35 protein-coding genes are annotated in these 26263 nt (G+C 68.7%); 33 read left to right on the plus strand and 2 right to left on the minus strand.

The features are described from left to right. The first annotated feature begins 3 nt into the window (after window positions 1–3). From rpsQ to ACO2Q0_RS12765, 32 genes are all read left to right on the plus strand, one after another. Window positions 4–252 carry a 30S ribosomal protein S17 gene (gene rpsQ / locus ACO2Q0_RS12610; RefSeq protein WP_012521797.1) on the plus strand — a complete coding sequence of 83 codons (249 nt, stop codon included), beginning with the start codon at window positions 4–6 and terminating at the stop codon, window positions 250–252. Between the two features lie 12 nt (window positions 253–264). After that, the gene (rplN, locus tag ACO2Q0_RS12615) at window positions 265–633 is read left to right on the plus strand and encodes a 50S ribosomal protein L14 (protein ID WP_012521798.1); all 369 of its coding nucleotides are present in this window, start codon (window positions 265–267) and stop codon (window positions 631–633) included. Beyond that, window positions 633–947, plus strand: coding sequence for a 50S ribosomal protein L24 (rplX, locus tag ACO2Q0_RS12620; RefSeq protein WP_257837998.1), 315 nt, complete (start codon window positions 633–635; stop codon window positions 945–947). The genes rplN and rplX overlap by 1 nt, the downstream gene beginning before the upstream one ends. Continuing rightward, complete coding sequence (gene rplE, locus ACO2Q0_RS12625) at window positions 940–1509, plus strand: 50S ribosomal protein L5 (protein WP_423351862.1); 570 nt, start codon at window positions 940–942, stop codon at window positions 1507–1509. Before rplX ends, rplE begins: the two co-directional genes overlap by 8 nt. A gap of 4 nt (window positions 1510–1513) precedes the next feature. Further along, window positions 1514–1819 carry a 30S ribosomal protein S14 gene (gene rpsN, locus ACO2Q0_RS12630; protein WP_423351863.1) on the plus strand — a complete coding sequence of 102 codons (306 nt, stop codon included), beginning with the start codon at window positions 1514–1516 and terminating at the stop codon, window positions 1817–1819. Window positions 1820–1832: 13 nt separating this feature from the next. Further along, the gene (gene rpsH, locus ACO2Q0_RS12635; RefSeq protein ID WP_423351864.1) at window positions 1833–2228 is read left to right on the plus strand and encodes a 30S ribosomal protein S8; all 396 of its coding nucleotides are present in this window, start codon (window positions 1833–1835) and stop codon (window positions 2226–2228) included. A 1-nt stretch (window position 2229) separates the two neighbouring features. Beyond that, window positions 2230–2763 (plus strand): 50S ribosomal protein L6, encoded by a 534-nt coding sequence (gene rplF / locus ACO2Q0_RS12640; protein WP_423351865.1) that lies wholly within the window; start codon window positions 2230–2232, stop codon window positions 2761–2763. A 3-nt stretch (window positions 2764–2766) separates the two neighbouring features. Further along, complete coding sequence (gene rplR, locus ACO2Q0_RS12645) at window positions 2767–3123, plus strand: 50S ribosomal protein L18 (protein WP_423351866.1); 357 nt, start codon at window positions 2767–2769, stop codon at window positions 3121–3123. An 11-nt stretch (window positions 3124–3134) separates the two neighbouring features. Continuing rightward, the gene (rpsE, locus tag ACO2Q0_RS12650) at window positions 3135–3722 is read left to right on the plus strand and encodes a 30S ribosomal protein S5 (RefSeq protein ID WP_423351867.1); all 588 of its coding nucleotides are present in this window, start codon (window positions 3135–3137) and stop codon (window positions 3720–3722) included. 4 nt (window positions 3723–3726) lie between these two features. Next, on the plus strand, window positions 3727–3903 hold the full coding sequence (gene rpmD / locus ACO2Q0_RS12655) for a 50S ribosomal protein L30 (protein WP_257838005.1): 177 nt from the start codon (window positions 3727–3729) through the stop codon (window positions 3901–3903). Window positions 3904–4035: 132 nt separating this feature from the next. Then, complete coding sequence (gene rplO, locus ACO2Q0_RS12660; protein ID WP_423351868.1) at window positions 4036–4530, plus strand: 50S ribosomal protein L15; 495 nt, start codon at window positions 4036–4038, stop codon at window positions 4528–4530. Between the two features lie 83 nt (window positions 4531–4613). After that, the gene (gene secY / locus ACO2Q0_RS12665) at window positions 4614–5963 is read left to right on the plus strand and encodes a preprotein translocase subunit SecY (protein WP_423351869.1); all 1350 of its coding nucleotides are present in this window, start codon (window positions 4614–4616) and stop codon (window positions 5961–5963) included. Between the two features lie 65 nt (window positions 5964–6028). Further along, the gene (locus tag ACO2Q0_RS12670; RefSeq protein WP_423351870.1) at window positions 6029–6595 is read left to right on the plus strand and encodes an adenylate kinase; all 567 of its coding nucleotides are present in this window, start codon (window positions 6029–6031) and stop codon (window positions 6593–6595) included. Between the two features lie 319 nt (window positions 6596–6914). Continuing rightward, window positions 6915–7283 carry a 30S ribosomal protein S13 gene (gene rpsM, locus ACO2Q0_RS12675; RefSeq protein WP_423351871.1) on the plus strand — a complete coding sequence of 123 codons (369 nt, stop codon included), beginning with the start codon at window positions 6915–6917 and terminating at the stop codon, window positions 7281–7283. A gap of 15 nt (window positions 7284–7298) precedes the next feature. Continuing rightward, a complete protein-coding gene (gene rpsK, locus ACO2Q0_RS12680) occupies window positions 7299–7688 on the plus strand; it encodes a 30S ribosomal protein S11 (protein ID WP_012521811.1) in 390 nt (129 codons plus the stop codon). 73 nt (window positions 7689–7761) lie between these two features. Next, a complete protein-coding gene (locus tag ACO2Q0_RS12685) occupies window positions 7762–8778 on the plus strand; it encodes a DNA-directed RNA polymerase subunit alpha (RefSeq protein WP_423351872.1) in 1017 nt (338 codons plus the stop codon). 194 nt (window positions 8779–8972) lie between these two features. Further along, window positions 8973–9389: a 50S ribosomal protein L17 gene (gene rplQ, locus ACO2Q0_RS12690; protein WP_423351873.1), complete on the plus strand. Its 417-nt coding sequence runs from the start codon at window positions 8973–8975 to the stop codon at window positions 9387–9389. A gap of 118 nt (window positions 9390–9507) precedes the next feature. Then, window positions 9508–9960 (plus strand): VOC family protein, encoded by a 453-nt coding sequence (locus ACO2Q0_RS12695; protein ID WP_423351874.1) that lies wholly within the window; start codon window positions 9508–9510, stop codon window positions 9958–9960. After that, window positions 9951–10289, plus strand: coding sequence for an ArsR/SmtB family transcription factor (locus ACO2Q0_RS12700; protein ID WP_423351875.1), 339 nt, complete (start codon window positions 9951–9953; stop codon window positions 10287–10289). Before ACO2Q0_RS12695 ends, ACO2Q0_RS12700 begins: the two co-directional genes overlap by 10 nt. Further along, window positions 10286–10753, plus strand: a complete 468-nt coding sequence (locus tag ACO2Q0_RS12705; RefSeq protein WP_423351876.1) for an SRPBCC domain-containing protein — start codon at window positions 10286–10288, stop codon at window positions 10751–10753. The genes ACO2Q0_RS12700 and ACO2Q0_RS12705 overlap by 4 nt, the downstream gene beginning before the upstream one ends. Window positions 10754–10805: 52 nt before the next feature. Beyond that, complete coding sequence (locus ACO2Q0_RS12710) at window positions 10806–12053, plus strand: TCR/Tet family MFS transporter (protein ID WP_423351877.1); 1248 nt, start codon at window positions 10806–10808, stop codon at window positions 12051–12053. Window positions 12054–12121: 68 nt separating this feature from the next. After that, a complete protein-coding gene (locus tag ACO2Q0_RS12715; protein WP_423351878.1) occupies window positions 12122–13528 on the plus strand; it encodes a Do family serine endopeptidase in 1407 nt (468 codons plus the stop codon). Window positions 13529–13552: 24 nt separating this feature from the next. Beyond that, window positions 13553–14857: a replication-associated recombination protein A gene (locus tag ACO2Q0_RS12720; protein WP_423351879.1), complete on the plus strand. Its 1305-nt coding sequence runs from the start codon at window positions 13553–13555 to the stop codon at window positions 14855–14857. 66 nt (window positions 14858–14923) lie between these two features. After that, window positions 14924–15376 (plus strand): hypothetical protein, encoded by a 453-nt coding sequence (locus ACO2Q0_RS12725; protein ID WP_423351880.1) that lies wholly within the window; start codon window positions 14924–14926, stop codon window positions 15374–15376. Window positions 15377–15384: 8 nt separating this feature from the next. Then, window positions 15385–16116, plus strand: coding sequence for an RluA family pseudouridine synthase (locus tag ACO2Q0_RS12730; RefSeq protein ID WP_423351881.1), 732 nt, complete (start codon window positions 15385–15387; stop codon window positions 16114–16116). Window positions 16117–16201: 85 nt separating this feature from the next. Next, complete coding sequence (locus tag ACO2Q0_RS12735) at window positions 16202–16687, plus strand: CC0125/CC1285 family lipoprotein (protein ID WP_423351882.1); 486 nt, start codon at window positions 16202–16204, stop codon at window positions 16685–16687. A 37-nt stretch (window positions 16688–16724) separates the two neighbouring features. Further along, a complete protein-coding gene (crcB, locus tag ACO2Q0_RS12740) occupies window positions 16725–17105 on the plus strand; it encodes a fluoride efflux transporter CrcB (protein WP_423351883.1) in 381 nt (126 codons plus the stop codon). Continuing rightward, window positions 17102–18073, plus strand: a complete 972-nt coding sequence (locus ACO2Q0_RS12745) for an RluA family pseudouridine synthase (protein ID WP_423351884.1) — start codon at window positions 17102–17104, stop codon at window positions 18071–18073. Before crcB ends, ACO2Q0_RS12745 begins: the two co-directional genes overlap by 4 nt. 14 nt (window positions 18074–18087) lie before the next feature. Beyond that, window positions 18088–18822, plus strand: a complete 735-nt coding sequence (locus ACO2Q0_RS12750; RefSeq protein WP_423351885.1) for an ATP12 family chaperone protein — start codon at window positions 18088–18090, stop codon at window positions 18820–18822. An 85-nt stretch (window positions 18823–18907) separates the two neighbouring features. Then, window positions 18908–19606, plus strand: a complete 699-nt coding sequence (locus tag ACO2Q0_RS12755; RefSeq protein WP_423351886.1) for a hypothetical protein — start codon at window positions 18908–18910, stop codon at window positions 19604–19606. 83 nt (window positions 19607–19689) lie between these two features. Next, window positions 19690–21222 (plus strand): acyl-CoA carboxylase subunit beta, encoded by a 1533-nt coding sequence (locus ACO2Q0_RS12760; protein WP_423351887.1) that lies wholly within the window; start codon window positions 19690–19692, stop codon window positions 21220–21222. 75 nt (window positions 21223–21297) lie between these two features. Beyond that, window positions 21298–22614: a BON domain-containing protein gene (locus ACO2Q0_RS12765; protein ID WP_423351888.1), complete on the plus strand. Its 1317-nt coding sequence runs from the start codon at window positions 21298–21300 to the stop codon at window positions 22612–22614. 168 nt (window positions 22615–22782) lie between these two features. On the opposite strand, the gene ACO2Q0_RS12770 is transcribed toward ACO2Q0_RS12765, so the two are convergent. Both ACO2Q0_RS12770 and msrB read right to left on the minus strand, forming a co-directional pair. Then, window positions 22783–23589, minus strand: coding sequence for a phytanoyl-CoA dioxygenase family protein (locus ACO2Q0_RS12770; RefSeq protein WP_423351889.1), 807 nt, complete (start codon window positions 23587–23589; stop codon window positions 22783–22785). 92 nt (window positions 23590–23681) lie between these two features. Then, window positions 23682–24179 (minus strand): peptide-methionine (R)-S-oxide reductase MsrB, encoded by a 498-nt coding sequence (gene msrB / locus ACO2Q0_RS12775; protein WP_423351890.1) that lies wholly within the window; start codon window positions 24177–24179, stop codon window positions 23682–23684. 96 nt (window positions 24180–24275) lie between these two features. On the opposite strand from msrB, the gene ACO2Q0_RS12780 reads away from it, so the two are divergent. Then, window positions 24276–26249, plus strand: a complete 1974-nt coding sequence (locus tag ACO2Q0_RS12780; protein WP_423351891.1) for an acetyl-CoA carboxylase biotin carboxylase subunit — start codon at window positions 24276–24278, stop codon at window positions 26247–26249. The last annotated feature ends 14 nt before the right edge of the window (window positions 26250–26263 follow it).

Below are 26263 nucleotides of genomic sequence, written 5' to 3' on the forward strand. Positions count from 1 at the left end.
GATATGCCGAAACGAATTCTCGAAGGCGTCGTCGTCTCGGACAAGGGCGACAAGACGGTCGTGGTGAAGGTCGAACGGACCTTCCTGCACCCGGTGCTGAAGAAGACCGTCCGCCGGTCGAAGAAGTACCACGCCCACGACGAGGCCAACACGTACAAGGTCGGCGAGGTCGCCCGCATCATCGAATGCGCGCCCAAGTCGAAGCTCAAAACCTGGGAAGTGCTGCCTAAGGGCGGCGCGGCCCAAGCGTAAGGATCGAGACCAATGATCCAGATGCAAACTAACCTGGACGTCGCCGACAATTCCGGCGCCCGCCGGGTCATGTGCATCAAGGTGCTCGGCGGCGCGAAGCGTCGCTACGCCGGCGTGGGCGACAAGATCGTCGTCTCCGTGAAGGAAGCCATTCCGCGCGGCCGCGTGAAGAAGGGCGACGTGCTGCAGGCGATCGTCGTGCGCACCAGCCAGGGCATCAAGCGCAAGGACGGCTCGGTGATCCGCTTCGACAAGAACGCGGCCGTGATCGTCAACAAGCAATCCGAGCCGATCGGCACGCGGATCTTTGGCCCGGTTCCCCGTGAACTGCGCGCGAAGAACCACATGAAGATCATCTCGCTCGCGCCTGAGGTGCTGTAATGGCTGCGAAGATCAAGAAGGGCGACCGCGTCGTCGTCCTCGCCGGCAAGGACAAGGGCCGCCAGGGCGCGGTCACCAAGGTGTTCCCGCAGGAGCAACGCGTCCTGGTCGAGGGCATCAACATCGTCCAGCGCCATACGCGCCCCTCGCAGACGGATCCCCAGGGCGGGATCAAGAACAAGGAAGCGCCGATCCACCTGTCGAACGTGGCTCTGGTCGACTCCAAGGGCAAGCCGACCCGCGTCGGCTTCCGCGTGGACGGCGACAAGAAGGTCCGGATCGCCAAGACGACCGGCGAGGTGATCAATGGCTGATCAAGCTTACGAACCGCGGCTGAAGACCGAGTACCGCGAGCGCATCCGCAAGGCGCTCAAGGACCGCTTCGGCTACAGCAACGAGATGCAGATCCCGAAGCTGGAAAAGATCGTGATCAACATGGGCGTGGGCGAAGCTGTCGCCGACTCCAAGAAGATCCAGTCCGCCATGACCGACTTGGCGAAGATCGCCGGTCAGAAGCCCGTGCCGACCAAGGCGCGGACCTCGATCGCCGGCTTCAAGCTGCGCGAAGGCATGACGGTGGGCTGCAAGGTCACGCTGCGCAAGGACCAGATGTACGAGTTCCTTGACCGGCTGATCACCATCGCGCTGCCGCGCGTGAAGGACTTCCGGGGTCTGAAGCCCACGTCCTTCGACGGCCGCGGCAACTACGCCATGGGTCTGAAGGAGCACATCGTGTTCCCGGAGATCAATTACGACCAGATCGACCAGATCTGGGGCATGGACATCATCGTCACCACGACCGCGAAGACCGACGACGAGGCTCGCGAGCTTCTCCGGGAATTCCAGTTCCCGTTCGTTCAAGCGGGGCAGGGGTAATCACATGGCCAAGAAAAGCGCCGTCAACCGCAACGAACGGGTCAAGAAGCTCGTCAAGCAACACGCCGCCAAGCGCCAAGCGCTGAAGGACGTTGCGAACAACGAGAGCCTCCCGATCGAAGAACGTTTCGAAGCCCGGCTGAAGCTTGCTGAGCTGCCGCGCAACTCGGCGGCTGTCCGCATCCGCAACCGCTGCGAGGTGACGGGCCGTCCGCGCGCCTATTACCGCAAGCTGAAGATGAGCCGGATCTCGCTGCGGGAGCTCGGCTCCCACGGTCTGATCCCCGGCCTCGTCAAGTCGAGCTGGTAGGAGGGTCTTACAGATGGTCAACGACCCCATCGGCGATCTGATCGCCCGCATCAAGAACGCCGCCTCGCGCGGCCGGTCCAAGCTGACGACGCCGGCGTCGAAGATGCGCGCGCGCGTCCTCGATGTGCTGACCGAGGAAGGCTACATCCGCGGCTACCACCTGGTGGAAAAGCCCGGCGCCTTCCCCGAGTTCGAGATCGAGCTGAAGTACTTCGATGGCCAGCCGGTCATCGTGGAGATCAGCCGCGTCTCGAAGCCCGGCCGCCGCGTCTATTCGTCGATCAAGGACCTGAAGCCCGTGAAGAACGGTCTCGGGATCTCGATCCTGTCGACGCCCAAGGGCGTCATGTCGGACAACGCGGCCCGCGAGGCCAACGTTGGCGGCGAAGTCCTCTGCCGGGTCTACTAATATGTCTCGTATCGGTAAGAAGGCGGTCGCGGTCCCCAGCGGGGTGACGGTGACCATCGACGGCCAGACGGTGACGGTGAAGGGCCCCAAGGGCCAGCTCGCCTGGACCGTGGCCGAAGAGATCGAAGTCCGCCAGGAAGGCGCCGAGATCCTGCTCACCAAGCGTCAGGAAACCACCCGCGCCCAGGCGATGTGGGGTCTCTCGCGCACGCTGGTGAACAACATGGTCGCTGGCGTCACCCAGGGCTTCGAACAGACGCTCGAGCTGGTGGGCGTGGGCTACCGCGCCGCGATGAAGGGCCAGGCCCTTTCGATGCAGCTCGGCTTCTCCCACGACGTCGACATCAAGGCTCCGGAAGGCATCACCTTCGCCACGCCGAAGCAGACCGAGATCAAGATCTCGGGCATCGACAAGCAGCTGGTCGGCGAAACCGCCGCCCGGATCCGCCGCATCCGTCCGCCGGAGCCCTACAAGGGCAAGGGCGTGCGCTATGCCGGCGAGACGGTCCGGCGCAAGGAAGGCAAGAAGAAGTAAGCCATGGCGCTCTCTCCCCGCGACACCACCAAGCGCCGCGCCCAGCGCGTCCGCACCCACCTCAAGAAGGTGGCGAACGGCCGTCCGCGCCTGTCGGTCTTCCGCTCGGCCAAGAACATCTACGCCCAGGTCATCGACGATGAGAACGGCGTGACGCTCGCGGCCGCTTCCTCGCTGGAAGGCGAGAAGAAGGACAAGGGTTCGGACAAGGACGCCGCCGCCCGCGTCGGCGCCCTCGTGGCCCAGCGCGCGATCGACAAGGGCGTCAAGGACGTCGTCTTCGACCGTGGCGGCTACCTGTACCATGGCCGGGTGAAGGCCCTGGCCGACGCCGCGCGCGAAGCCGGCCTGAATTTCTAAGGAACGATCGCATGGCTCGCAGAGACGAACAGCGCGGCGACCGTCGCAATCGCGAAGAAGAACGCGACAGCGAACTGGTCGAGAAGCTGGTCCACATCAACCGCGTCGCGGCCACCGTGAAGGGCGGCCGCCGGTTCTCGTTCGCCGCCCTGATGGTGGTCGGCGATCAGAAGGGCCGCGTGGGCTTCGGTCATGGCAAGGCGCGCGAAGTGCCGGAAGCCATCCGCAAGGCGACCGAAGAGGCCAAGAAGTCGATGATCCGCGTGCCGCTCCGCGAGAGCCGCACCCTGCACCACGACGGCAACGGCCGTTGGGGCGCTGGCAAGGTGATGGTCCGCGCGGCGCCTCCCGGCACCGGCGTCATCGCCGGCGGTCCGATGCGCGCGGTGCTGGAAACCCTGGGCGTCCAGGACGTCGTCGGCAAGTCGACCGGCTCGTCCAACCCCTACAACATGGTGCGCGCGACCTTCGAGGCGCTGAAGGCCCAGTCTTCGCCCCGCCAGGTCGCGGCCAAGCGCGGCAAGAAGGTCTCCGACGTGATCGGCCGTCGCGCCGACGGCGCCTCGGCGGCCCAGCCCGCCGCGGATGCGGAAGGTTAAGTTCATGGCCCAGATCAAAGTTCGCCAGACCGGCAGCCCGATCCGCCGGACCAAGGACCAACGCGCCACGCTCATCGGCCTCGGCCTGAACCGCGTCGGCCGCGTCTCCACCCTGGAAGACACCCCTGCCGTCCGCGGCATGGTCGCCAAGGTGGCCCACCTCGTCGAGGTGGTGGAATAGCCATCCGTTTCGTGCCATAGGCACGGACGCTTGAGGGCGGGGCGAAAGCCTCGCCCGTCGGCGTTTATACGCCAAGCCAACACAGCCGAGTCGGGGCAGGGCCCCGGCGCCAGATCTCCAAGGAGAGGCCACATGACCAAGCTGAACGAACTCGCCCCCCGCGAAGGCTCCACCAAGGGCCGCATGCGCGTCGGCCGCGGCCCGGGCTCGGGCAAGGGCAAGACCGCCGGCCGCGGCGTGAAGGGCCAGAAGGCCCGCACCGGCGTGTCGATCGCCGGCTTCGAAGGCGGCCAGATGCCGCTGCACATGCGCATGCCCAAGCGGGGCTTCAACAGCCTCAACCGCAAGGACTTCGCCGAGGTGAACCTGTGGCGCATCGAGCAGGCGATCGCCGCCGGCAAGCTCGACGCCAAGGGCGCCATCGACGCCGAAGCGCTGGTCAAGGCCGGCGTGATCCGTCGCGTGAAGGACGGCGTGAAGCTGCTGGGCAAGGGCGAGCTGAAGTCGAAGCTCAACCTGACCGTCTACTCGGCCACCGCCTCGGCCCGTGCGGCCGTGGAAAAGGCCGGCGGCTCGCTGACCACCACCAAGCCGGAAGCTGCCCAGGACGCTTCGGCGGAAGCCTGATCCGCATCGGTGGCGACGCCGGCCTCGCTTCCGCGGCCGGCGCGCCCTATGTGAGCAGGACTACAGGTCAGGGGATACGCTGAATGGCTTCGGCCGCCGAACAGCTCGCCGCGAACATGAACTTCCAGGCCTTCGCGAAGGCCACGGAACTTCACAAGCGCATCTGGTTCACCCTTCTGGCGATGATCGTCTACCGGGCGGGGTGCTACATCCCGATCCCCGGCATCGACGCCGCCGCCCTGCAGCAGGCCTTCCAGGGCCAGGCGGGGGGCATCCTCGGGATGTTCAACCTGTTCTCCGGCGGCGCCGTGGAACGGATGGCGCTGTTCGCGCTGAACGTCGGCCCCTACATCTCGGCCTCGATCATCGTGCAGCTCCTCGGCACCGTCTATCCGCCGTGGGAGAAGCTGCGGAAGGAAGGCGGCGAGGCCGGCCGCAAGCAGCTCAACCAGTACACCCGCTACCTGACCGTCGTCCTGGCCCTGGTCCAGGCGTTCGGCATCGCCGTGGGCCTCAGCAACAGCCCGGGCCTCGTCGACACCCCCGGCCTGTTCTTCATCGTCTCGACCGTCGTGACGCTGACCGGCGGCACCATGTTCCTGATGTGGCTGGGCGAGCAGATCACCAGCCGGGGCGTCGGCAACGGCATCAGCCTGCTGATCTTCGCCGGCATCGTGGCGGTCCTGCCGCGGTACATCGGCCAGGCCTTCGAGATGGCCCGCACGGGCGCCATGAGCGGCGCGGGCCTGCTGATGATCGCCGTCCTGGTGATCGGCGTCACGGTCGCCATCGTCTTCATGGAGCGCTCGCAGCGCCGCCTGCTGGTGCAGTACCCCAAGCGCCAGATGGGCAACCGCATGTTCGGCGGCGACACCTCGTTCCTGCCGCTGAAGATCAACACCGCCGGCGTGATCCCGCCGATCTTCGCCTCGTCGCTGCTGCTGCTGCCGACCACGGTGATGGGTTTCGCCGCGAGCGCGAACCTGCCCGAGTACATGCAGTGGCTGCCGGGCCTCACCGGCCAGCTCCAGCACGGCCAGCCGCTGTTCATGCTGCTGTACGGCCTGCTGATCGTCTTCTTCTGCTTCTTCTACACGTCGATCGTCTTCAACCCCGAGGACACGGCGGAGAACCTGCGCAAGTACGGCGGCTTCCTGCCGGGCATCCGCCCGGGCAAGCGGACGGCCGAGTACCTCGACTTCGTGCTGACGCGCCTGACGGTGATCGGGGCGGCCTACATCACGCTCGTCTGCCTGCTGCCGGAAGCGCTGATCAGCTTCTACAACGTGCAGTTCTACATGGGCGGCACCAGCCTGCTGATCGTGGTGAGCGTCACCATGGACACGGTGGCCCAGATCCAGTCGCACCTGCTGGCGCACCAGTACGAAGGGCTGATCAAGAAGTCGAAACTGCGCGGCGGACGGCAGCGCTAGCCTTTGGGCTTTGAGGAGAGGCGCCGGCGCCGCCAAGAGCGCCGGCGAGGGGAGGGCAGCAGTCGATGAACCTGATCCTGTTCGGACCGCCGGCGGCGGGGAAGGGCACCCAGGCCAAGCGCCTGGTCGAGGAGCGGAACATGGTCCAGCTCTCGACCGGCGATATGCTGCGCGCGGCGATCGCGTCGGGCTCCGAGCTCGGCAAGCGCGTCGAGGGCATCATGCAGCGCGGCGAGCTGGTCTCGGACGAGATCGTCATCGAGCTGATCGAAAGCCGGCTTCCCGAGGCGGAGGCCGCGGGCGGCGCGATCTTCGACGGCTTCCCCCGCACGCTCGCCCAGGCCCAGGCCCTGGACGTCATGCTGAAAGGCCGCGGCCGCCAGATCGACCTGGTGGTGCGCCTGAAGGTGGACGACGAGGTGCTGACGCAGCGGATCGCCGGGCGATTCGCGGAATCGGGCCGGGCCGACGACAACCCCGAGAGCTTCAAGGTCCGCCTGGGCGCCTACAACGCCCAGACCGCGCCGCTGCTTCCGTACTACGAGAACCAGGGCAAGCTGGTCGAGGTGGACGGCATGGGTACGATCACCGAGGTGGCGGCGGCCATCGATCAGGCGCTGGCCAAGGCGTGAGGCTCCGCCGTCGCGCCTCGACGGCTGTCTGCGCGGCAGGACCGGCCAAGTTGCCAGTCCGCTGCGGTCATGCTTTCCTTAACCATCCCCGGATTAGAGTCCGGGCGACGACGTTCTCCGGCGTGGGAAGGGGCTGCCCCCTTGCGCGCGCAGGAAATCGTTCACATTTGGGCGTTTCCTCCATTGACGGAGGCGCGCCGATCCCTATAACGAAGCGCTTCCGCGAAAGAGCGCGAAGGACGCGCCGGCCTATGCCTATGGCAGCAAGGGGCCGGGGCGCCGTTCGCGCTTCTCTTGCGTGATCAGGAGATCTTCCCACGTGGCCCGTATCGCTGGCGTCAACATTCCCACCAACAAGCGCGTGATCATCGCGCTGCAGTACATCCATGGCATCGGCGCGGCGAAGGCCCGCGAGATCGTCAGCAAGGTCGGCATCGAGGACGCTCGCCGCGTCAACCAGCTGACCGACCAGGAAGTCCTGCAGATCCGCGAGACGATCGACCGCGACTACCTCGTCGAAGGCGACCTGCGTCGCGAGACGGCGGTCAACATCAAGCGCCTCATGGACCTGGCCTGCTACCGCGGCCTGCGTCACCGCAAGGGCCTCCCGGTCCGCGGCCAGCGCACGCACACCAACGCCCGGACCCGCAAGGGCCCGGCCAAGCCGATCGCCGGCAAGAAGAAGTAAGAGAGTCTAGCTCCGATGGCCAAGGAACCGGCGCGCGTCAAACGCCGCGAGCGCAAGAACATCACGTCGGGCGTCGCCCACGTGAACGCCTCGTTCAACAACACGATGGTGACCATCACCGACGCCCAGGGGAACACCATCTCCTGGTCGAGCGCCGGCCTGATGGGCTTCAAGGGCTCGCGGAAGTCGACGCCCTACGCCGCCCAGATGGCCGCCGAGGATGCGGGCCGCAAGGCCGCCGAGCACGGCGTGCGCACCCTCGAAGTGAACGTCTCGGGCCCGGGTTCGGGCCGCGAGTCGGCGCTGCGGGCCCTGCAGGCCGTCGGCATGACGATCACCACCATTCGCGATGTGACCCCGATCCCGCACAACGGCTGCCGTCCGCCGAAGCGCCGTCGGGTCTGAGTAACATCGTACTGCAATTCAAGGCGCCGGACCGCTTTCGCGGCCGGCGATCCTGCGTTCCGAGGGACACCCTGTGATCGAAAGAAACTGGAACGAGCTTATCCGTCCCGAGAAGCCGCAGATCGAGACCGGCGCCGACGCCAGCCGCAAGGCGCGTCTGGTGGCCGAGCCCCTCGAGCGCGGCTTCGGCGTGACGCTCGGCAACAGCCTGCGCCGAGTCCTGCTGTCGTCGCTGCAAGGCGCGGCGGTGACCGCCGTCCAGATCGACGGCGTGGTCCACGAGTTCTCCTCGCTGGAAGGCGTGCGTGAGGACGTCGTCGACATCGTCCTGAACATCAAGCAGCTGGCGCTGCGGATGCACGCCGAAGGCCCGAAGCGCATGACGCTCCGCGCCACCGGCCCCGGCCCCGTGACGGCCAGCCAGATCGAGGCTCCGGCCGACATCGAGATCCTGAACGGCGACCACGTGCTCTGCACGCTGGACGACGGCGCCCAGGTGCGCATGGAATTCACGGTGCAGACCGGCAAGGGCTACGTCCCCGCCGAGATGAACCGTCCGGAAGACGCCCCGATCGGCCTGATCGCCGTCGACAGCCTGTTCTCGCCGGTCAAGCGCGTCGCCTACCGCGTCGAGCCGACCCGCCAGGGCCAGAGCCTCGACTACGACAAGCTGATCATGGAAGTGGAGACCAACGGCGCGGTCAGCCCCGTCGACGCGGTGGCCTACGCCGCCCGCATCCTCCAGGACCAGCTGCAGATCTTCATCACCTTCGAAGAGCCGAAGAAGAAGGTCGAAGGCGAAGCCAAGCCGGAACTGCCGTTCAACCCGGCGCTGCTGAAGAAGGTCGACGAGCTCGAGCTGTCGGTCCGTTCGGCCAACTGCCTGAAGAACGACAACATCGTCTACATCGGCGACCTGATCCAGAAGACGGAAGCCGAGATGCTGCGCACGCCGAACTTCGGCCGGAAGTCTCTGAACGAGATCAAGGAAGTGCTCGCCGGCATGGGCCTTCACCTCGGCATGGACGTGCCGAACTGGCCGCCGGAGAACATCGAAGAGCTGGCGAAGAAGTTCGAAGACCAGATGTAATCAGACTGCCGCGCTGACCTCCGGGCCGCTCCTCCTCTTCGGGCGCGCGGCCTGGGCCCGAGGAAGCCGCAACAGCGGTGGAGGGCCCCGGCGCTTCGTGATGACCCAGGCGGGAGCAGGCTGGGACTTGGTTAGGCGACGCTTCCAGAAGATCGGGAGCGTCAGGCGGGCCGGAGAGCCCAGGAGATATCGAGATGCGTCACGGCAAAGCCCACCGCAAACTGGGTCGTACGACCGCCCACCGCACCGCCATGTTCGCGAACATGTCGGCCAGCCTGATCAAGCACGAGCAGATCGTGACCACCCTGCCGAAGGCCAAGGAGCTCCGCCCCTTCGTCGAGAAGCTCGTGACGCTCGCCAAGCGCGGCGACCTGCACGCCCGCCGCCAGGCGATCAGCCACGTCCGTGACGTCGAGCAGGTCGGCAAGCTGTTCGCGGTCCTCGGTCCGCGCTACGCCGACCGTAACGGCGGCTACATCCGCGTGCTGAAGGCCGGCTACCGCCACGGCGACAACGCTCCGATGGCCGTGATCGAGTTCGTCGATCGCGACCCGGCCGAGAAGGGCAAGGACTCGGGCCCGGTGGCCGAAGCGGCCTTCGCCGAAGCCTAGGCGTTCACAAGAGACCTGAACTTCGAGAGGCCCCGGACGGCGACGTCCGGGGCCTTTCCGTCTTGCCAGATAGTTGCGCAAATGCATAACTATTGTCGGAAATTGCAAGGAGCCCGTGATGGCCGACCGCAACGCACTGACCTCGGCGCTCTGCTACCGCGACCCCAAGGCCGCCCTGCGATTCCTGGAGCAGGCGTTCGGCTTCGAGCTCGTCATGCTGATCGAGGATGACGCCGGCAATCTGGCGCACTCGGAGATGCGGTGCGGCGACAGCCTGATCATGATCGGGACCGAGTGGACCGACGATCACAAGAGCCCGGCCTCCCTGGGCGGTAAGAACACCCAGACGGTCCATATCCACGTCGAGACCGACATCGACGCCCACTGCGAACGCGCGCGCGCCGCCGGGTTCGAGATCCTGATGGAGCCGGCGGACCAGTTCTACGGCGACCGCACCTATCGCTGCCGCGATCCCGAGGGGCACTACTGGACCGTCGGCCAGACCATCCATGCGGTGAGCCGGGAGGAGGCCGAGGCCGCCAGCGGGCTGAAGATCGAAGGATGGCTGTGACGGCTACGGCGGCCGTCGACCGGACCCTGGCCGCGCTGGCCGACCCGCACCGGCGCCGGGTCGTCGACCTTCTGGCCGAGCGGCCGCGCCCGGCGGGGGAGCTCGCCCGCGAGCTGGGGCTGACCGCGCCCGCCATGAGCCGGCATCTGAAGGCGCTGCGCACGAGCGGCCTCGTCGAGGAATCGCATCCGGAGTTCGACGCGCGCGTCCGCATCTATGCCCTGAGGCCCGAACCGATGGTCCATCTGCTGCGCTGGCTGGAAGAGAGCGAACGGCTGTGGAGCGCACAGCTCGCCGCCTTCAAGGCTCACGTCGAGACGGGCGCATGACGTCCAAGGTGTTCGTCGCGCTCCGGGTGAAGGCCTCGTGCGACCGGGCGTTCGCGGCCTTCGTCGAGGAGATCGGCGAGTGGTGGCGGCCGAACGGCCTCTTCCAGACCACGCCGCGCGCGCCAGGGAGACTGGCCTTCGAGGGCGGGGAGGGCGGGCGCCTCGTCGAGACGCTGGAGAGCGGCAAGGTCTTCGAGATCGGCCGCATCCGCGTCTGGGAGCCGCCGTACCGGCTGGTGTTCTCATGGCGGCAGGCCAGCTTCCCGCCCGACCTGGTCACCGAGGTGGAGGTGACGTTCGAGCCGGTCGGCGAGGAGACCCGCGTCAGCGTCGAGCATCGCGGCTTCACCCAGGTTCCGGCCGACCACGCCGCCCGGCACGGCTTCCCGGACCAGGCGCTGCAGATGCGGCTGGCCGAGTGGTGGCAGGCGCAGCTTCGGGCGGTCGCCGGCCGGCTGGCGTAACGTTGTTGCGCCGGCTCGGGGCGCATTCCATCCTGGGGATCAGGGGAGAGACATGAGTGAGTCATCGACGCGCGGCGCCGGCCGCCAGGCCAGCTTCGGCTTCATCTTCGCGCTGGCGCTGATGAACTCTGTGTCGTTCGGGATCATGATCCCGATCCTGCCGAACCTCATCAAGCAGTTCACCGGCGGCGATACGGCGGCGGCCTCGGAGTGGAACCTGGTGTTCGGGGCCACCTGGGGCCTGCTGCAGTTCGTCTGCGGGCCGATCCTGGGCCTGATGGCCGACCGCTGGGGCCGCCGGCCCGTCCTGCTGATCTCGCTGTTCGGACTGGCGGTGGATTTCCTGTTCATGGCCTTCGCGCCGAGCCTGTGGTGGCTGTTCCTGGGCCGCATCCTGAACGGCATGACGGCGGCGAGCTTCTCCACCGCCGGCGCGTACCTGGCCGACGTCACCCCGCCGGCCGAACGGGCCAAGGTGTTCGGCTGGATGAGCTCGGCCTTCAGCTTCGGCTTCATCTTCGGGCCCTTCATCGGCGGATGGCTGGGCGAGTCGGACCTGCGCCTGCCGTTCATCGCGGCCGCAGCCCTGACCTTCGTGAACTGGCTTTATGGCCTCTTCATCCTGCCCGAGAGCCTGCCGGTCGAGCGGCGGGCGACGCGGTTCGACTGGCGCAAGGCCAATCCGCTGGGCTCGCTCACCCTGCTGCGCTCCCATCGCGGCCTGCTGCCGCTGGCGGGCGTCGGCTTCCTGTTCCAGCTCGCCCACGTGGTGCTGCCAACCATTTTCGTCCTCTACCTGGGCTACCGCTACGGCTGGACGCCCAAGGTCCTGGGCTCGATCTTCCTGGCGACGGGCGTCTCGGGCGTCATCGTCCAGACCTTCCTCGTGGGCCCGGTCGTGAAGGCGGTGGGCGAGCGCAACACCGTGCTGATCGGCACGGCGGCGGGCGCCGTGGCCTTCGCCTGGTACGCCGGCGCGCCCACGGGCACGCTCTATCTGATCGGGATACCGGTCTTCGCGTTCACGGGCCTGATCATGCCGGGCCTTCAGGGGCTGATGACCCAGCGTGTCAGCCCGCAGGAGCAGGGGCAGCTCCAGGGGGCGAACCAGAGCCTGATGGGGCTCGCCTCGATCTTCGGCCCGGTGATTTTCGGCGAGACCTTCGCCTGGTCGCTCCGGCACGAGGGCTTCCACGTGCCGGGTCTTGCGATCTACGTCGCGTCGAGCCTGATGGCGGGAGCGTTCCTGCTGGCCTTCGCGTCGGCGCGGGCGCGAAAGGCTTCGCCGCAACCGGCTTGAAACTTCGCCATTTTTGCGCCTGAAACCTGAGGCGATTTCCGCTGGTTGACCGGTCTTTCGGAGCCCTCATGCGCGCTGTACGCGTCCTTGCTTCCGCCGCCCTGCTGGCGGCGCTCGCCCAACCCGCCCTGAGCCAGGGCCAGCCCGGATTCGCCGCGCCGAACCGCGCCCCGCCGACGAGCGCCATGGCCATGAAGAGCTCGTTCGCCCCCGTGGTCAGCCGGGCGGCCCCGGCCGTGGTCAACATCTCGGCCAAGCGGCTGGTGCGCCAGCAGACGGACCCCTTCTGGCAGCTGTTCGGCCTGGGCGCGCCGCGCGCGCGGATACAGGGCTCGCTGGGCTCGGGCGTGATCGTGCGGCCGGACGGCGTCATCGTCACCAACAACCACGTCGTCGAGGGCGGGCAGGAGATCACCGTCGCGCTCAACGACCGCCGCGAGTTCCCGGCCCGCATCCTGCTGGCCGACGCGCGGACCGACCTGGCGGTCCTCAAGATCGATCTGCCGCCGGGCGAGCGGCTGCCGGTCCTGCCGATCGACGATTCCGGAGACACCCAGGTCGGCGACCTGGTGCTGGCCATCGGCGATCCCTTCGGCGTGGGCCAGACCGTCACCAACGGCATCGTCTCTGCGCTGAACCGCACGACCGATTCCGGGGAGGGCGCCGGCGCCTATATCCAGACCGATGCGGCGATCAACCCGGGCAACTCGGGCGGGGCGCTGGTCGACATGGACGGCGACCTGATCGGGGTGAACAGCTTCATCCTCTCGCGCTCGGGCACCTCCTCGGGCGTGGGCTTCGCCATCCCCGCCGCCGTCGTACGACGGGTCGTCGAGACCGCCGCGGGCGGCGGACGCGCGGTCGTGCGGCCGTGGCTGGGCGCGCGCACCCAGAGCGTCACCGCCGAGATCGCGCGATCGCTGGGCATGGCGCTTCCGCAGGGCGCCCTGGTCGCCGACGTGTGGCCGGGCGGACCGGCTGCGCGGGCGGGCCTGCGCCAGGGCGATGTGGTGACGGCGGCCGACGGCCGGCCCGTCGTCGACGCCGCCAGCCTGAACTACGTCTTCGCCACCAAGCGACCAGGCGACACGGTGCAGCTCGCGGTGCGCCGCGACGGCTCGGGCCGCGAGCAGACGCTGAACGTGCGGGCCGAGGCGCCGCCCGCCAGCCCGGCGCGCGACCAGCGCACCATCGAAGGCCAGAACCCGCTGAACGGCGCGACGGTGATCAACCTGTCGCCGGCCGTGGCGGACGAACTGGGCCTCGACCCGTTCAGCGGCCCCGGCGTGCTGATCTCGGGCGTCGGCCGCGGCTTCGCCGTGGGGGCGGGCTTCCGGCCCGGCGACATGATCCGCTCGGTGAACGGCCGGCGGGTCGAGACCGTGCGGGACCTGGTCACGGCGCTGGAGACCCCTTCGCGCGGCTGGCAGATCTCCCTGGAACGCGGCGGCCAGACGATCACCGCCAACTTCTGACGCGGCTGTGCTAAGCCGCTCGCCATGGCCGACCTGTTCGAAGCCGCGGGCCTGACGCCCCAGCAGCCCTCGCCGCTCGCCGACCGCCTGCGCCCGCAGCGGCTGGACGAGGTGGTGGGGCAGGAGCACCTGCTGGGGCCCGAAGGCCCGATCCGGCGGATGGCCGAGGCCAAGCGCCTGTCGTCGATGATCCTGTGGGGGCCGCCCGGCACCGGAAAGACGACGATCGCGCGGCTGCTGGCCAAGGAGGCGGGCTACGAGTTCCAGCAGCTCTCGGCGGTGTTCTCCGGCGTCGCCGACCTGAAGAAGGCGTTCGAGCAGGCCCGTACGCGGCGGCTGGCCGGACAGGCGACCCTGCTGTTCGTCGACGAAATCCACCGCTTCAACCGCGCCCAGCAGGACGGCTTCCTGCCCTTCGTGGAGGAGGGGATCGTCACCCTGGTGGGCGCGACCACCGAGAACCCCTCGTTCGAGCTGAACGGGGCGCTGCTGTCCCGCTGCCAGGTCTATGTGCTGAAGCGGCTGGACGAGGCGGCGCTGGAGGCGTTGCTGGCCAAGGCCGAGGCCCACGAGGACCGGCCGCTGCCGCTGGAGCCCGAGGCGCGGGCGGCGCTGGTCGCGCTGGCCGACGGCGACGGCCGCTACCTGCTGACGCTGTCGGAGACCCTGTTCAACATCGCCTCGGCCAAGCCGCTGACGACCAAGGAGCTGGGCCAGATCCTGCAGAAGCGGAGCCCGGCCTACGACAAGGACCGGGAGGAGCACTACAACCTCATCTCGGCGCTGCATAAGTCGATCCGCGGCTCGGACCCGGACGCGGCGCTCTACTGGCTGGCGCGGATGCTGCAGGGCGGCGAGGACCCGCTGTTCATCGCCCGCCGGCTGATCCGCGCCGCGGCCGAGGACATCGGCGAGGCCGATCCGATGTCGCTGGTGCTCGCGAACGCGGCCAAGGACACCTACGACTTCCTGGGGTCGCCCGAGGGCGAGCTGGCCCTGGCTCAGCTCGTGGTCCACCTGGCGGCCGCTCCGAAGTCGAACGCGGTCTATGTGGCTTACAAGGAGGCGATGCGGGCGGCGAAGGAGACCGGCTCGCTGATGCCGCCCAGCCATATCCTGAATGCGCCGACGCGGCTGATGAAGGACTTGGGCTACGGCAAGGGCTACGCCTACGACCACGACACGGCCGAAGGCTTCTCAGGCCAGGACTACTTCCCGGACGGCATGGAGCGGCGGCAGTTCTATCGCCCCCGGGGCGAGGGCTCGGAGGCGCGGATCAAGGAACGCCTGGACCGCTGGGCGGCGCTGCGCCGCCAGACGGGTGACTGATCGCAGATCATTGTTATTCGGTCGATCGAGGCCTAGGCTCCCTCCGTCTCTTGGGAGGGAGCGACAATGACTGCAACGATGGACAATCCGGCGGCGAAAGCGCCCCGGCACCTGTGGGTGGTCGGGATCGTGGCCTTGCTGTGGAACGGCTTCGGCGCGTTCGACTACACGATGACCAACCTGCAGGGCGACGCCTGGCTGCGGCAGGCCGGCATGACCGACGCGCAGATCACCTACTTCCACGCCATGCCCGTCTGGATGACGGCGGTTTGGGCGGTTGGCGTCTGGGGCGGCCTGCTGGGCGCGATCCTGCTGCTGGTGCGCCGCAAGCTGGCGACGCCGGTCTTCCTGGCCTCGCTGGCCGCCTATGTGCTGAGCCTCGTGTACTACTACCTGCTGAGCGACGGCCTCGCCGCCATGGGCCAGGCGATGATCCCGATGAACATCATGATCCTCGTCGGGTGCCTGTTCTTCGCCTGGTACGCGTGGACGATGACGAAGCGGGGCGTCCTCCGCTAGATGGCGGTGTGAAGCCGCTCAAGCCTGTAAACCTCACTCCGGGCGAGGTCGCCCTCGTCCGGAGCCTGGTCCTCTACGAGGACGCCGACATCCTGGCGTTGAACAAGCCCGCGGGCCTGTCCAGCCAGGGCGGCCGCGGTCAGGTGAACACCCTCGACGAACTGGTGTGGGCCTTCGCCAAGCCGGGCAAGGCCCGGCCGCGCCTGATCCACCGCCTGGACCGGGACACCTCGGGCGTGATCCTGACCGCGAAGACCAAGCCTGCCGCAGGTTTCCTTGGCAAGGCCTTGATGAAGCGGTCTTTTTCCAAGACTTACCAGGCGATCGTGACCCCCGGCGCGCCGGAGCCGGCAAAGGGCGTCATCGACCTGCCGCTGCGGCGGGACGAGCAGGGCCGCGAAGCCTTCATGCGCGTCTGCAAGCCGGACCATCCCGACGCCGAGGCGGCCGTCTCGCGCTATCGCACCCTGAAGGCAGTCGAGGGCGCGGCGCTGCTGGAGCTGGAGCCCGAGACCGGCCGCATGCACCAGCTCCGCGTCCATCTCGCCGCCATCGGCCGGCCGATCGCCGGCGACGCGCGCTACGGCGGCGCCCTGGTGGTCGCCGGTCAGCCCGTGCCGCGGCTGATGCTGCATGCGCGGGCGCTGGCCTTCCCGCACCCGGCCGGCGGGATGAAACGGCTGGAGGCCGAGCCACCCGCCGACATGGCCGGGCTGATCGCCGCCCTCGGTCTCGGCTAAGCTGCGCGGAACGTCGGCCGCCGTTCATCTGTTTCCGCCTACAAGCGACGGAACCGCAACGCTTTTCGCCTTCAGAGGCCTCGAGATGAAACGCCTGATCCTTCCCGCGCTGGCCGGCCTCGCGCTCGCCGCCTGCGCCACGCAGCCCACGCTGTACCAGCCTGCCGCCGCGCCGAACGCGGTGGGCTATTCGGACTACCGGATCGAGAACGACCGCTTCCGAGTGACCTTCCAGGGCGGCCCGGGCGCCTCGCCGCAGTACGTCAGCGACCTGGCGCTGCTGCGCGCCGCCGACCTCGCCATCGCCAACGGCTACGACTGGTTCCGCGTGACCGACCGCTTCATGCAGGGCCGCGGCGACAGCGGCCCGCGGGTGGGCGTAGGCCTGGGCGGCGCCGACTTCGGCCGTCACTCCAGCGTGGGCCTCGGCCTCGGCACCAGCTTCAGCCTGGGCGGCGGGCCTTCTGCCCAGGTCACCCTGGAAGTGATGATGGGCAAGGGCGAGCGTCCGCGCGACCGGGACACGTACGACGCCCGCTCGCTGCGGCAGAACCTGGCTCCTCGGGTCTAGACTTCCGTCGCGCGCACGCCCGTCGCATAAGGGCGGCATGCAAGCTCTCCTGCTCGTCGGGGCCGGCGGCGCGGCCGGCGCCATGGCGCGCTACCTGCTCGGCGTCCAGGCGCTGCGGTGGGTCGGCCCGTCCTGGCCCGCCGGAACCTTCACGGCCAATATCCTGGGCGGCTTCCTGATGGGGCTGCTGGCCGGCGTCCTGGCGCACCGGGGCGAGGGCGGCGAGAGCTGGCGTCTGCTGCTGGGCGTGGGCGTGCTGGGCGGCTTCACCACCTTTTCGGCCTATTCGCTGGAGGTCGCCCTGATGATCGAACGGCGCGCCTACGGTCAGGCCTTCGCCTACGGCGCCGGATCGGCCCTGCTTTCGGTCGCGGCCCTGTTCGCCGGCCTCATGCTCGCCCGCCGGGTGTTCGCATGAAGGAGGTGAAGACCCTCTGGGTCGACAAGGCCGAGGACGGCGTGCGGCTGGATCGCTGGTTCAAGCGCCGGTGGCCCCACCTGAACCACATCCAGCTGCAGAAGCTGACCCGCTCCGGACAGATCCGCGTCGACGGCGCACGCGCCAAGCCGGATACGCGGCTGACCGCCGGCTCGCAGGTCCGCGTGCCGCCGCTGCCCGACGCGCCTGCGCCGCGGGCGAAGGGCGAACTCGACCCGCGCGACATCGCCTACGCCAAGAGCCTGGTCATCTACGAGGACGAGGACGTGCTGGCGCTGAACAAGCCTTCGGGCCTGGCCGTCCAGGGCGGGACCAAGACGACGCGGCACATCGATGGCCTGCTGTCGGCGTGGGGCGAGGGGATGGAGCGACCGCGCCTGGTCCACCGCCTGGACCGCGACACCTCGGGCGTGCTGGTCCTGGGCAAGAGCCCGGCGGCGGCGGCGAAGCTGGCCGGGGCCTTCGCCAAACGACGGACGCAGAAGATCTACTGGGCGCTGGTCGCGGGCCTGCCGAAGCCGGGCGACGGGGTGCTGGAACTGCCGCTGGCCAAGAAGGGCGTCGGCGACCGGGAGATGATGGTCCCGGCCGATCCGAAGGACCCCCGCTCTGAGAGCGCCGAGACCGAGTTCGTGACCCTGGCCCGCGCCGCCGACAAGGTCGCCTGGATGGCGCTGTGGCCGCACACCGGCCGGACGCACCAGCTTCGCGCCCACATGCTCGCCATGGGCCATCCGATCCTGGGCGACCCGAAGTACAGGACCGACGCCTCGGCCGAACTCTCGGGCGAGCTGAAGCTGCAGCTTCACGCCCGCCGGCTCGTGCTGCCGCATCCGTCGCGCGGCACGCTTCTGCTGGAAGCGCCGATCGGCAAGGAGATGAAGGCGGGGTTCGAGCGTTTCGGCTTCGACGAGCACGAGGCCGATCCCGAGCCGTTCAACCGCTAGCAGGAGCTGAGGTCTTGTCGACCAAGGGGTTCATCGAGCCGGGCGAAAAGCCCCGGCGGTTCTACAAGGACGTCTCGGTCGTCGAAGCCGACGACGGGGGCTTCGGCATCCTGCTGGACGGCCGCAACCTGCGGACGCCGCAGGGCCGGGTGTTCCGTGCGCCGACCCGCGCCGTGGCCGACCAGGTCGCCGAGGAATGGGCGGGGCAGGGCGAGCACCTGGACCTCGCGAACATGCACGCCAACCGCCTCGCCAACACGGCCCTCGAGTCGATCCCCGGCAACCGGGACGCGGTGGCCGCCCAGATGGCGCAGTACGCGGGCGCCGACCTCGTCTGCTACTACGCCGAAGGCCCTGCGGCCCTCGTGGATCGGCAGGCCGCCGCCTGGGGGCCGCTGATGGACCGCGCCGAGGCCGAGGAAGCCCTGGCCTTCGTGCGCGCCGAAGGCATCATCCATCGCGACCAGCCGCAGGCGACCTTGGAGCGTGTGCGCGCCCTGGCTCTGGAACTGGACGACTTCACCCTGGCCGGTTTCGCGTTCGGCGTCGCCCTGTTCGGCTCGACGGTGCTGGCCATCGCCCTCCTTCGCGGCTGGGTAGGCGGCGTCGAGGCCTTCGAGCTGTCGCGGATCGACGAGGCCTTCCAGGAGGAGAAGTGGGGCGTCGACGCCGAGGCGGCGGAGCGCGCCGACCGGCTGCGCAGCGAGGCCGCGGTGCTGGAGCGCTGGTTCCGCGGGCTGGCTTCGTAAACCGCGACCACCATGCCCTGGCGCCCCGCTTGCGCCGAGGCCTCCGTCCGGACGGCGACTGTGCCGCTTCGGAACGGAGTTGGTCGTGGTCTCCAGCGTCGCCGCCCTGAAGCATCTCTCCGCCGGCCGGTGGCCGGTCGCTTCCGTGCGCCCGCAGGCTGCGTCCCAATCCGGAACGACCCAGAAGAAGACGGACGAGACGTCGGCGGGCCGGGGGGCCAGGACCGACGTCGATCCCGCGCGGCGGGTCGTGGACGGCAAGGCCGAACTTTCATCGGCCGCGATGGCGGCGCTGCTCCGGGTTCAGGAGCGGCACGGTTCCGACGACATCTTCGACCGGCTGGAGGACGTTCTGGGGGGCGTTCTCGAGCGGCTGGCGGAGCATTGGAGCCACAAGAAGCCCAAGCCGCCAAAGCCCCACGACCCGCCGCCTCCGCCGCCGCCTCCGCCGCCGCCTCCCGCGCCTCCGGTGGTGCGGGTGGTCGATGATCCGGCGCCCGCGCGCTATCTGGAGAGCGTGCTGGAGCGCCTCCACGCGCAGCCGGCAAGCCGCGCGCCCGAGCTGCCGTTCTCGCAGCGCCCCGAAAACCGCCGGCAGACCCAGGCCTCTGCGCCCGCGGCGCCCGCCGGTCTCGGCGCCTTCTACACCCCCGGCGTCTTCACCCTGGCCCAGGCCGGCGCCATGCGCACCGTGACCCAGGGCCAGGCGGGCCTGGCCCTGCTGCAGGCGGCCGCATACGCCCGGTCGGCAACGGACCCGTTCCGCATCAGCACCTTCGCGTAGGCGCCCAATTGCGCTCACCCCGCGTGAGCTTGCGTGGGCGGATGGTCCCGACTACCCCTTCAGCACGTATTGAGGGGTCGTTCGTGAAGCACATCCTGGAAGAGCTCGAGAAGCGCCGCGAGGAGGCCCGCCAGGGCGGCGGCGAGAAGCGCATCGCGGCCCAGCACGCCAAGGGCAAGCTGACCGCCCGCGAGCGCATCGACCTCCTGCTCGACGAGGGCTCGTTCGAGGAGTTCGACATGTTCGTCGAGCACCGCGTGACCGAGTTCGGGATGGACAAGAACCGCATCCCCGGCGACGGCGTGGTGACGGGCTGGGGCACGATCAACGGCCGCGTGGTCTATGTTTTCTCCAAGGATTTCACGGTCTTCGGCGGCTCGCTTTCCAGCGCCCACGCGGAGAAGATTCTCAAGGTCCAGCGCCAGGCGTTGAAGGTTGGCGCGCCGATCATCGGCCTGTTCGACGCCGGCGGCGCCCGCATCCAGGAGGGGGTGGCGGCGCTGGGCGGCTATGCCGACATTTTCCTCGAGAACACCCTGGCCTCGGGCGTCATCCCGCAGATCAGCGTGATCATGGGCCCGTGCGCCGGCGGCGACGTCTATTCGCCGGCCATCACCGACTTCATCTTCATGGTGAAGGACACCTCCTACATGTACGTGACGGGCCCCGACGTGGTGAAGACCGTCACCCACGAAGAGGTCAGCCACGAGGAGCTGGGCGGCTACCGCGTCCATGCCCTGAAGTCCGGCGTCGCCGACGGCGCCTTCGAGAACGACCTGGAGGCGCTGACCCAGGTCCGCCGCCTGATCGACTTCCTGCCGCTGTCCAACCGCGAGAAGCCGCCCGTGCGGCAGAGCTTCGACGATCCGGCGCGGGAAGAGGGCTCGCTGGACACCCTGGTGCCCGCCAACCCCAACAAGCCCTACGACATGAAGGAGCTGATCCTGAAGGTCGTGGACGAGGCCGACTTCTTCGAGATCAGCCCGGACTTCGCCAAGAACATCGTGGTCGGTTTCGCCCGCATGGACGGCCAGACGGTGGGCATCGTCGCCAACCAGCCGCAGACCCTGGCCGGCGTGCTGGACATCGACGCCAGCCGCAAGGGCGCCCGCTTCGTGCGCTTCTGCGACGCCTTCGAGATCCCGATCATCACCTTCGTCGACGTGCCGGGCTTCATGCCGGGGACGAAGCAGGAGCAGGGCGGCCTGATCCGCCACGGCGCCAAGCTGCTGTTCGCCTACGCCGAGGCGACCGTGCCGAAGATCACTCTGATCACGCGCAAGGCTTACGGCGGCGCCTATGACGTGATGAGCTCAAAGCACATCCGCGGCGACGTGAACTACGCCTGGCCGACGGCCGAGATCGCGGTGATGGGCTCGAAGGGCGCCGTGGAGATCATCTTCCGCGCCGAGATCGGGGACCCCGATGCGATCGCCGCCCGGGAGGCCGAATACAAGGCCCGCTTCGCCAATCCGTTCGTGGCTGCCTCACGCGGCTACATCGACGACGTGATCATGCCGCACGGCACGCGTCGCCGGATCGTGCGGGCGCTGAAGAGCCTCAAGGGCAAGCAGCTCCAGAATCCCTGGAAGAAGCACGACAACATCCCGCTCTAGGTTCCGAAGGAACCACCGCCACCGTCCCTTGTTCTGCCAGGAAGCCCTTTTGCCTGCAGAACAGGAGGATTCCCCATGCCCGATCGGTGGAACGAGGAGCGCGATCGCCGCTTGCGCGAGCGCAACTGGCGCAACGAGGCCTATGGCCGAGGCGGCGACGAGCAGCGGCAGGATCCGCGACAGGGGCGGCCCTGGCAGGAGGACCGCAGCTTCGACGACAGCCGCGGCGGCTATGATTTCGAAGGCGGCTATCGCAGCAGCCGGGACCGTTACGCGGCCCGCTTCGAAGGCCGCGATCGCGACCGGGTGTTCGGGGAGCGCGACACCGGCGCGGAATACAACCGGTCCAACGTGCAGTCGGGCGGCGGCGCCTATGGCGCGGGCGGCAGCTATGGCGGCGGCCAGAGCTACGGCCGCGGCGCCGGCGGCGGCCAGGGCTACGGCGGCCAGAACGACGGCGGCCGCCCTGAATGGCAGGACCGCGACTACCAGGGCGTGAGCCCGGCCTACGAGAACAACGAGTACGACCTGGAGCGCAGCCGCGGCATGCGGTTCGAAAACCAGGATTATACCCGAGGCGGCCGCTTCTATGGCGACGACCGCCGCCAGCCGATCTACCGCCAGGAGTACGGCCAGGGCGGTCGCGAGTACGGCGACGTGCCGCGCGGCTATGACGCCGACCGCGAGATGGAGCGCCGCTACGCCGGAGAGATGCGTCACCGCGCCTCCGGCGGCACCGGAGGCTACGATTTCGAGCGCGGCTACGGCGACGGCGGGCGCGGCGAGGACCGCGGCGGCCAGACCTATGGTCGCGACGAGCGCGGCGGCTCCGGCGCAGGCGGCTTCTTCCAGCGCGCCAAGAGCTGGATCGGCGAGGCCGTCGACGAGGTCCGGCGCGACCTGTCCGGCGACCGAGGCCAGGAGCGCGGCGAGGGCGGCTATGGCGAGCGCCGCTACAGCTCGGACTTCAACGGCGAAGCCCGCTGGAGCGACGACCGCGGCCAGCGCGGCCGGGGTCCGAAGGACTACAAGCGCTCGGACGAGCGGATCAGCGACGACGCCCATCAGCGCCTGACGGACGATCCGTGGCTGGACGCCTCGAACATCAGCGTCTCGGTCTCGGGCGGCGAGGTGACGCTCTCCGGCACGGTCGAGAACCGCGAGGCCAAGCACCGCGCCGAGCGCTGCGTCGAGGACATCTCGGGCGTCAACCATGTGCAGAACAACCTGCGCATCGACGCCGGCGGCTTCCTCACCAGCCCCACTAAGGGATACGGCGACAGCGTCCTGGAAGCGCAGATGCGCAAGGACGGCGGCGACGCCAACGCCAACGGGGGGACCTCGGTCAGCGAGGACAGCGCCGCCACCCGCAGCACCACGCGGCGGACGTAACAACGCTTCCCTTCTCCCCTTGCGGGAGAAGGTGTCGGCCCCAGGCCGACGGATGAGGGGTCGCACGGAAAGCGCCGCGCGGCCCCCCTTCGTTGCGGCAAGGCTTGGCGAAGCCCCTCATCCGACCTGCTTCGCAGGCCACCTTCTCCCGCAAGGGGAGAAGGAAGGTCAGTAGGCGAAAGCCCGGTACGTCTCTTCCGGCCGGGCGGCCTCGGCCTTGGTCTCGAAGACCGGATTGTGCCGCAGCCAGCGTCGGGCGCGTTCGGGCAGGGCGACCAGGATTTCCGCCGGGACGCGGATATTCACCTCGGGCCGGTGCAGCCAGCGGCGGGAATAGCCGATCACCACCATCGGACGCGGCGTGCCGACCCGGTTGGGCGTGCCACGATGGATGTGGCGGACGTCCCGGATCATCACGTCGCCGCGGCTCATGTAGGCCTTCACCAGCGGGATCTCGCCGCTCTCGACCTTCGCCATGCCTTCGGCCTTGGACAGCATGTGGGTGCCGGGCGCGTATTCCATCGGACCGTTGTCGTCGGTGACGTCCACCAGCGGGAAGTTCACGGCAAGCTGGTAGGGCGGGGTCTCGACGCCGCTCTCGGGGAACAGCAGCTGGGTGTCGCGGTGTAGCTCCTGATGCTCGGAGCCTGCGAGAGGGGTGTCGCTGGCGAGCTGGCACATGACGCCGTCCGCGCCGACGAGGTCCTCCACCACGGCCATGATCGCGTCGTTGTCGACGATCGCCGGATCGGCCCAGAGGTCCTGGAAGGGCAGGGTGACGTAGTAGCGGTGGGCGCCGCGGTTCGGGTTGTCGCCCTCGCGCCGGACGGCGGCCGCCAGCAGCGGGCCGAACGCGCTGTTCCAGGCGTCGATCGTCTCGGTCGGGATCAGGCCCTTCAGGATGGTGACGCTGGTCTGGCGCACCTCGTCGGCATGGGCGCGGGCTTGGTGGGGCGTGAGCTTCATCGGGATCATCCGGGCTGGGATGCTCGAATGATACCGCCTGTCGAATTGCCAAGCTTTGCGGGCGGATCGTCGCAGCCGCCCGTCGCCCACAGGTTCGGCGGCTACTTGCCCAGGGTCGCCATCAGCGCGGCGTTGTCGCCGCGGTGCAGCGGGTCGCGCAGCGGCTGACCGCTGGCCACGAACTCCAGCGACACCGAGTTGATGCAATAGCGCAGCCGGGTCGGCGGCGGGCCGTCGGGGAAGACGTGGCCCTGGTGGCTGCCGCAGCGGGCGCAGAGCGTCTCGATCCGGACCATGCCGTAGGAGGTGTCGCGGACGCCCTGCACGTGGGCCTCGTCGAAGGGCGCCCAGAACGAGGGCCAGCCGGTGCCGCTCTCGAACTTGGTCTGGTGCCGGAAGAGCGGCAGGGCGCAGAGACGGCAGCAGTAGACGCCGTCGTCCTTCTGATCGAGCAGGCCGCCGCAGAACGGGGCTTCCGTTCCGTGGTGCAGGAGGACGTCCGCCTCCTCGCGGGAGAGCCCGGCTTCGAGGCGCTTGCGTTCCTCTGCGTCAGGCGGCGAGAGGTCGAAACCGGAAGGGGAGACCGCTGGCGTGCTCATGTGCGCCAATCTAAGGTCGCCGCTTCGCAAGTGAAAGACACGACGGCGGGAATGCCGCGTGGAGCCGCCTCAAGGGACCCAGGCGTAAGGGACGGAATGTTTTCGAAGATCCTGATCGCGAACCGGGGCGAGATCGCCGTCCGGATCATCAAGACCTGCCGCCGGATGGGCATCAAGACGGTGGTCGTCTACTCCGAGGCCGACGCCGACTCGATGGCGGTTGAGATGGCCGACGAGGCGGTGTTCATCGGCCCGCCGCCGGCCGCCCAGAGCTATCTGCTGCAGGACAAGATCGTCGAGGCGGTGCGCCAGACCGGCGCCGAGGCGGTGCACCCGGGCTTCGGCTTCCTGTCCGAGAACGCCAGCTTCGCGCGCAGGCTGGCCGCCGAAAGCATCGTCTTCATCGGTCCGAACCCCAAGGCTATCGAGGCCATGGGCGACAAGATCGAATCCAAGAAGTTCGCCGCCAAGGCGGGCGTTTCGACCGTGCCCGGGCACGTGGGCGAGATCGACGACACGGCGCACGCCATCAAGATCTCCGAGGAGATCGGCTATCCGGTGATGATCAAGGCCTCCGCCGGCGGCGGAGGCAAGGGCATCCGCGTCGCCTGGAACCGCAAGGACGTGGAGGAGGGCTTCCCGGCCGTCCGCGCCGAGGCCAAGGCCAGCTTCGGCGACGACCGGATCTTCATCGAGAAATTCATCGAGAGCCCCAGGCACGTCGAGATCCAGGTGCTGGGCGACAAGCACGGCAACGTCGTCCACCTGTTCGAGCGCGAGTGCTCGATCCAGCGCCGCAACCAGAAGGTCATCGAAGAGGCGCCGAGCCCGCTGCTCGACGAGAAGACCCGCAAGGCGATGGGCGAGCAGGCCGTCGCCCTGGCCCAGGCGGTCGGCTACGACAGCGCCGGCACCGTCGAGTTCGTGGCCGGCCAGGATCGCAGCTTCTTCTTCCTGGAGATGAACACCCGCCTGCAGGTGGAGCATCCGGTGACCGAGATGATCACCGGCGTCGACCTCGTCGAGCAGATGATCCGGGTAGCCGATGGCGAAAAGCTCGCCTTCGGGCAGAAGGACCTGAAGATCGACGGCTGGGCCATCGAGAGCCGCATCTACGCCGAGGACCCTTACCGCGGCTTCCTGCCGTCCATCGGCCGCCTGGTCCGCTACGAGCCGCCGGTGGAGGGCGAGGCCGGGGCGGCCAAGGTCCGCAATGACGCCGGGGTCCGCGAAGGCGACGAGATCTCGATGTTCTACGACCCGATGATCTCCAAGCTGTCGACGTGGGCGAAGACCCGTGAGGCGGCGATCGACGCCATGGGCCGGGCGCTGGAGGACTTCCACATCGAGGGCCTGGGCCAGAACATTCCGTTCCTCGCCGCCGTCATGGACCAGCCCAGGTTCCGGTCGGGCAAGCTGTCGACCAACTACATCAAGGACGAGTTCCCGGACGGCTTCCACGGCCTGCCGCCCACCGAGGCGCAGCGCGACATCATGGGCGCGGCGGCGCTGTACATGCACCGCACGCTGCTGGCCCGCTCGGCTCCCGACCAGCTCCGCAACGAGTGGATCGAGATCATCGGCCACGAGAAGCGCGCCGTCCGCGTCTCGGCGGAAGGCGACGCGCTGGTCGTCGAAGGCGAGGGGCGCTCGCACCGGCTGACCGACGTGACGTGGCGGCCGGGCCGAGCGTTGTTCCGGGCCAAGCTGGACGGCGTGCCGTTCACCGTCTCGGTGAAGCCGGCCGCCGAGGGCTTCATCGTCCGCCACCGCGCCGCCCAGGCCAACGTGCTGGTGCTGACCCCGCGCTCGGCCGAGTTGCACGAGAAGCTTCCGCCCAAGAAGGCCGCCGACACCTCCAAGATGGTGCTCTCGCCGATGCCGGGCCTGGTGGTCTCCATCGACGTGGCGACCGGCCAGGAGGTGAAGACCGGCGAGGTCGTGGCCGTGCTCGAGGCCATGAAGATGCAGAACATCATCCGCGCCGAGCGCGACGGCGTGGTGAAGGCCGTCGGCGCCAAACCCGGCGACAGCGTCGCGGCCGACGAGGTTCTGGTAGAGTTCGCCTGACCTGAGAATCACGG

This window comes from Phenylobacterium sp. VNQ135 (assembly GCF_049445735.1).
Classification (GTDB): Bacteria; Pseudomonadota; Alphaproteobacteria; order Caulobacterales; family Caulobacteraceae; genus Phenylobacterium.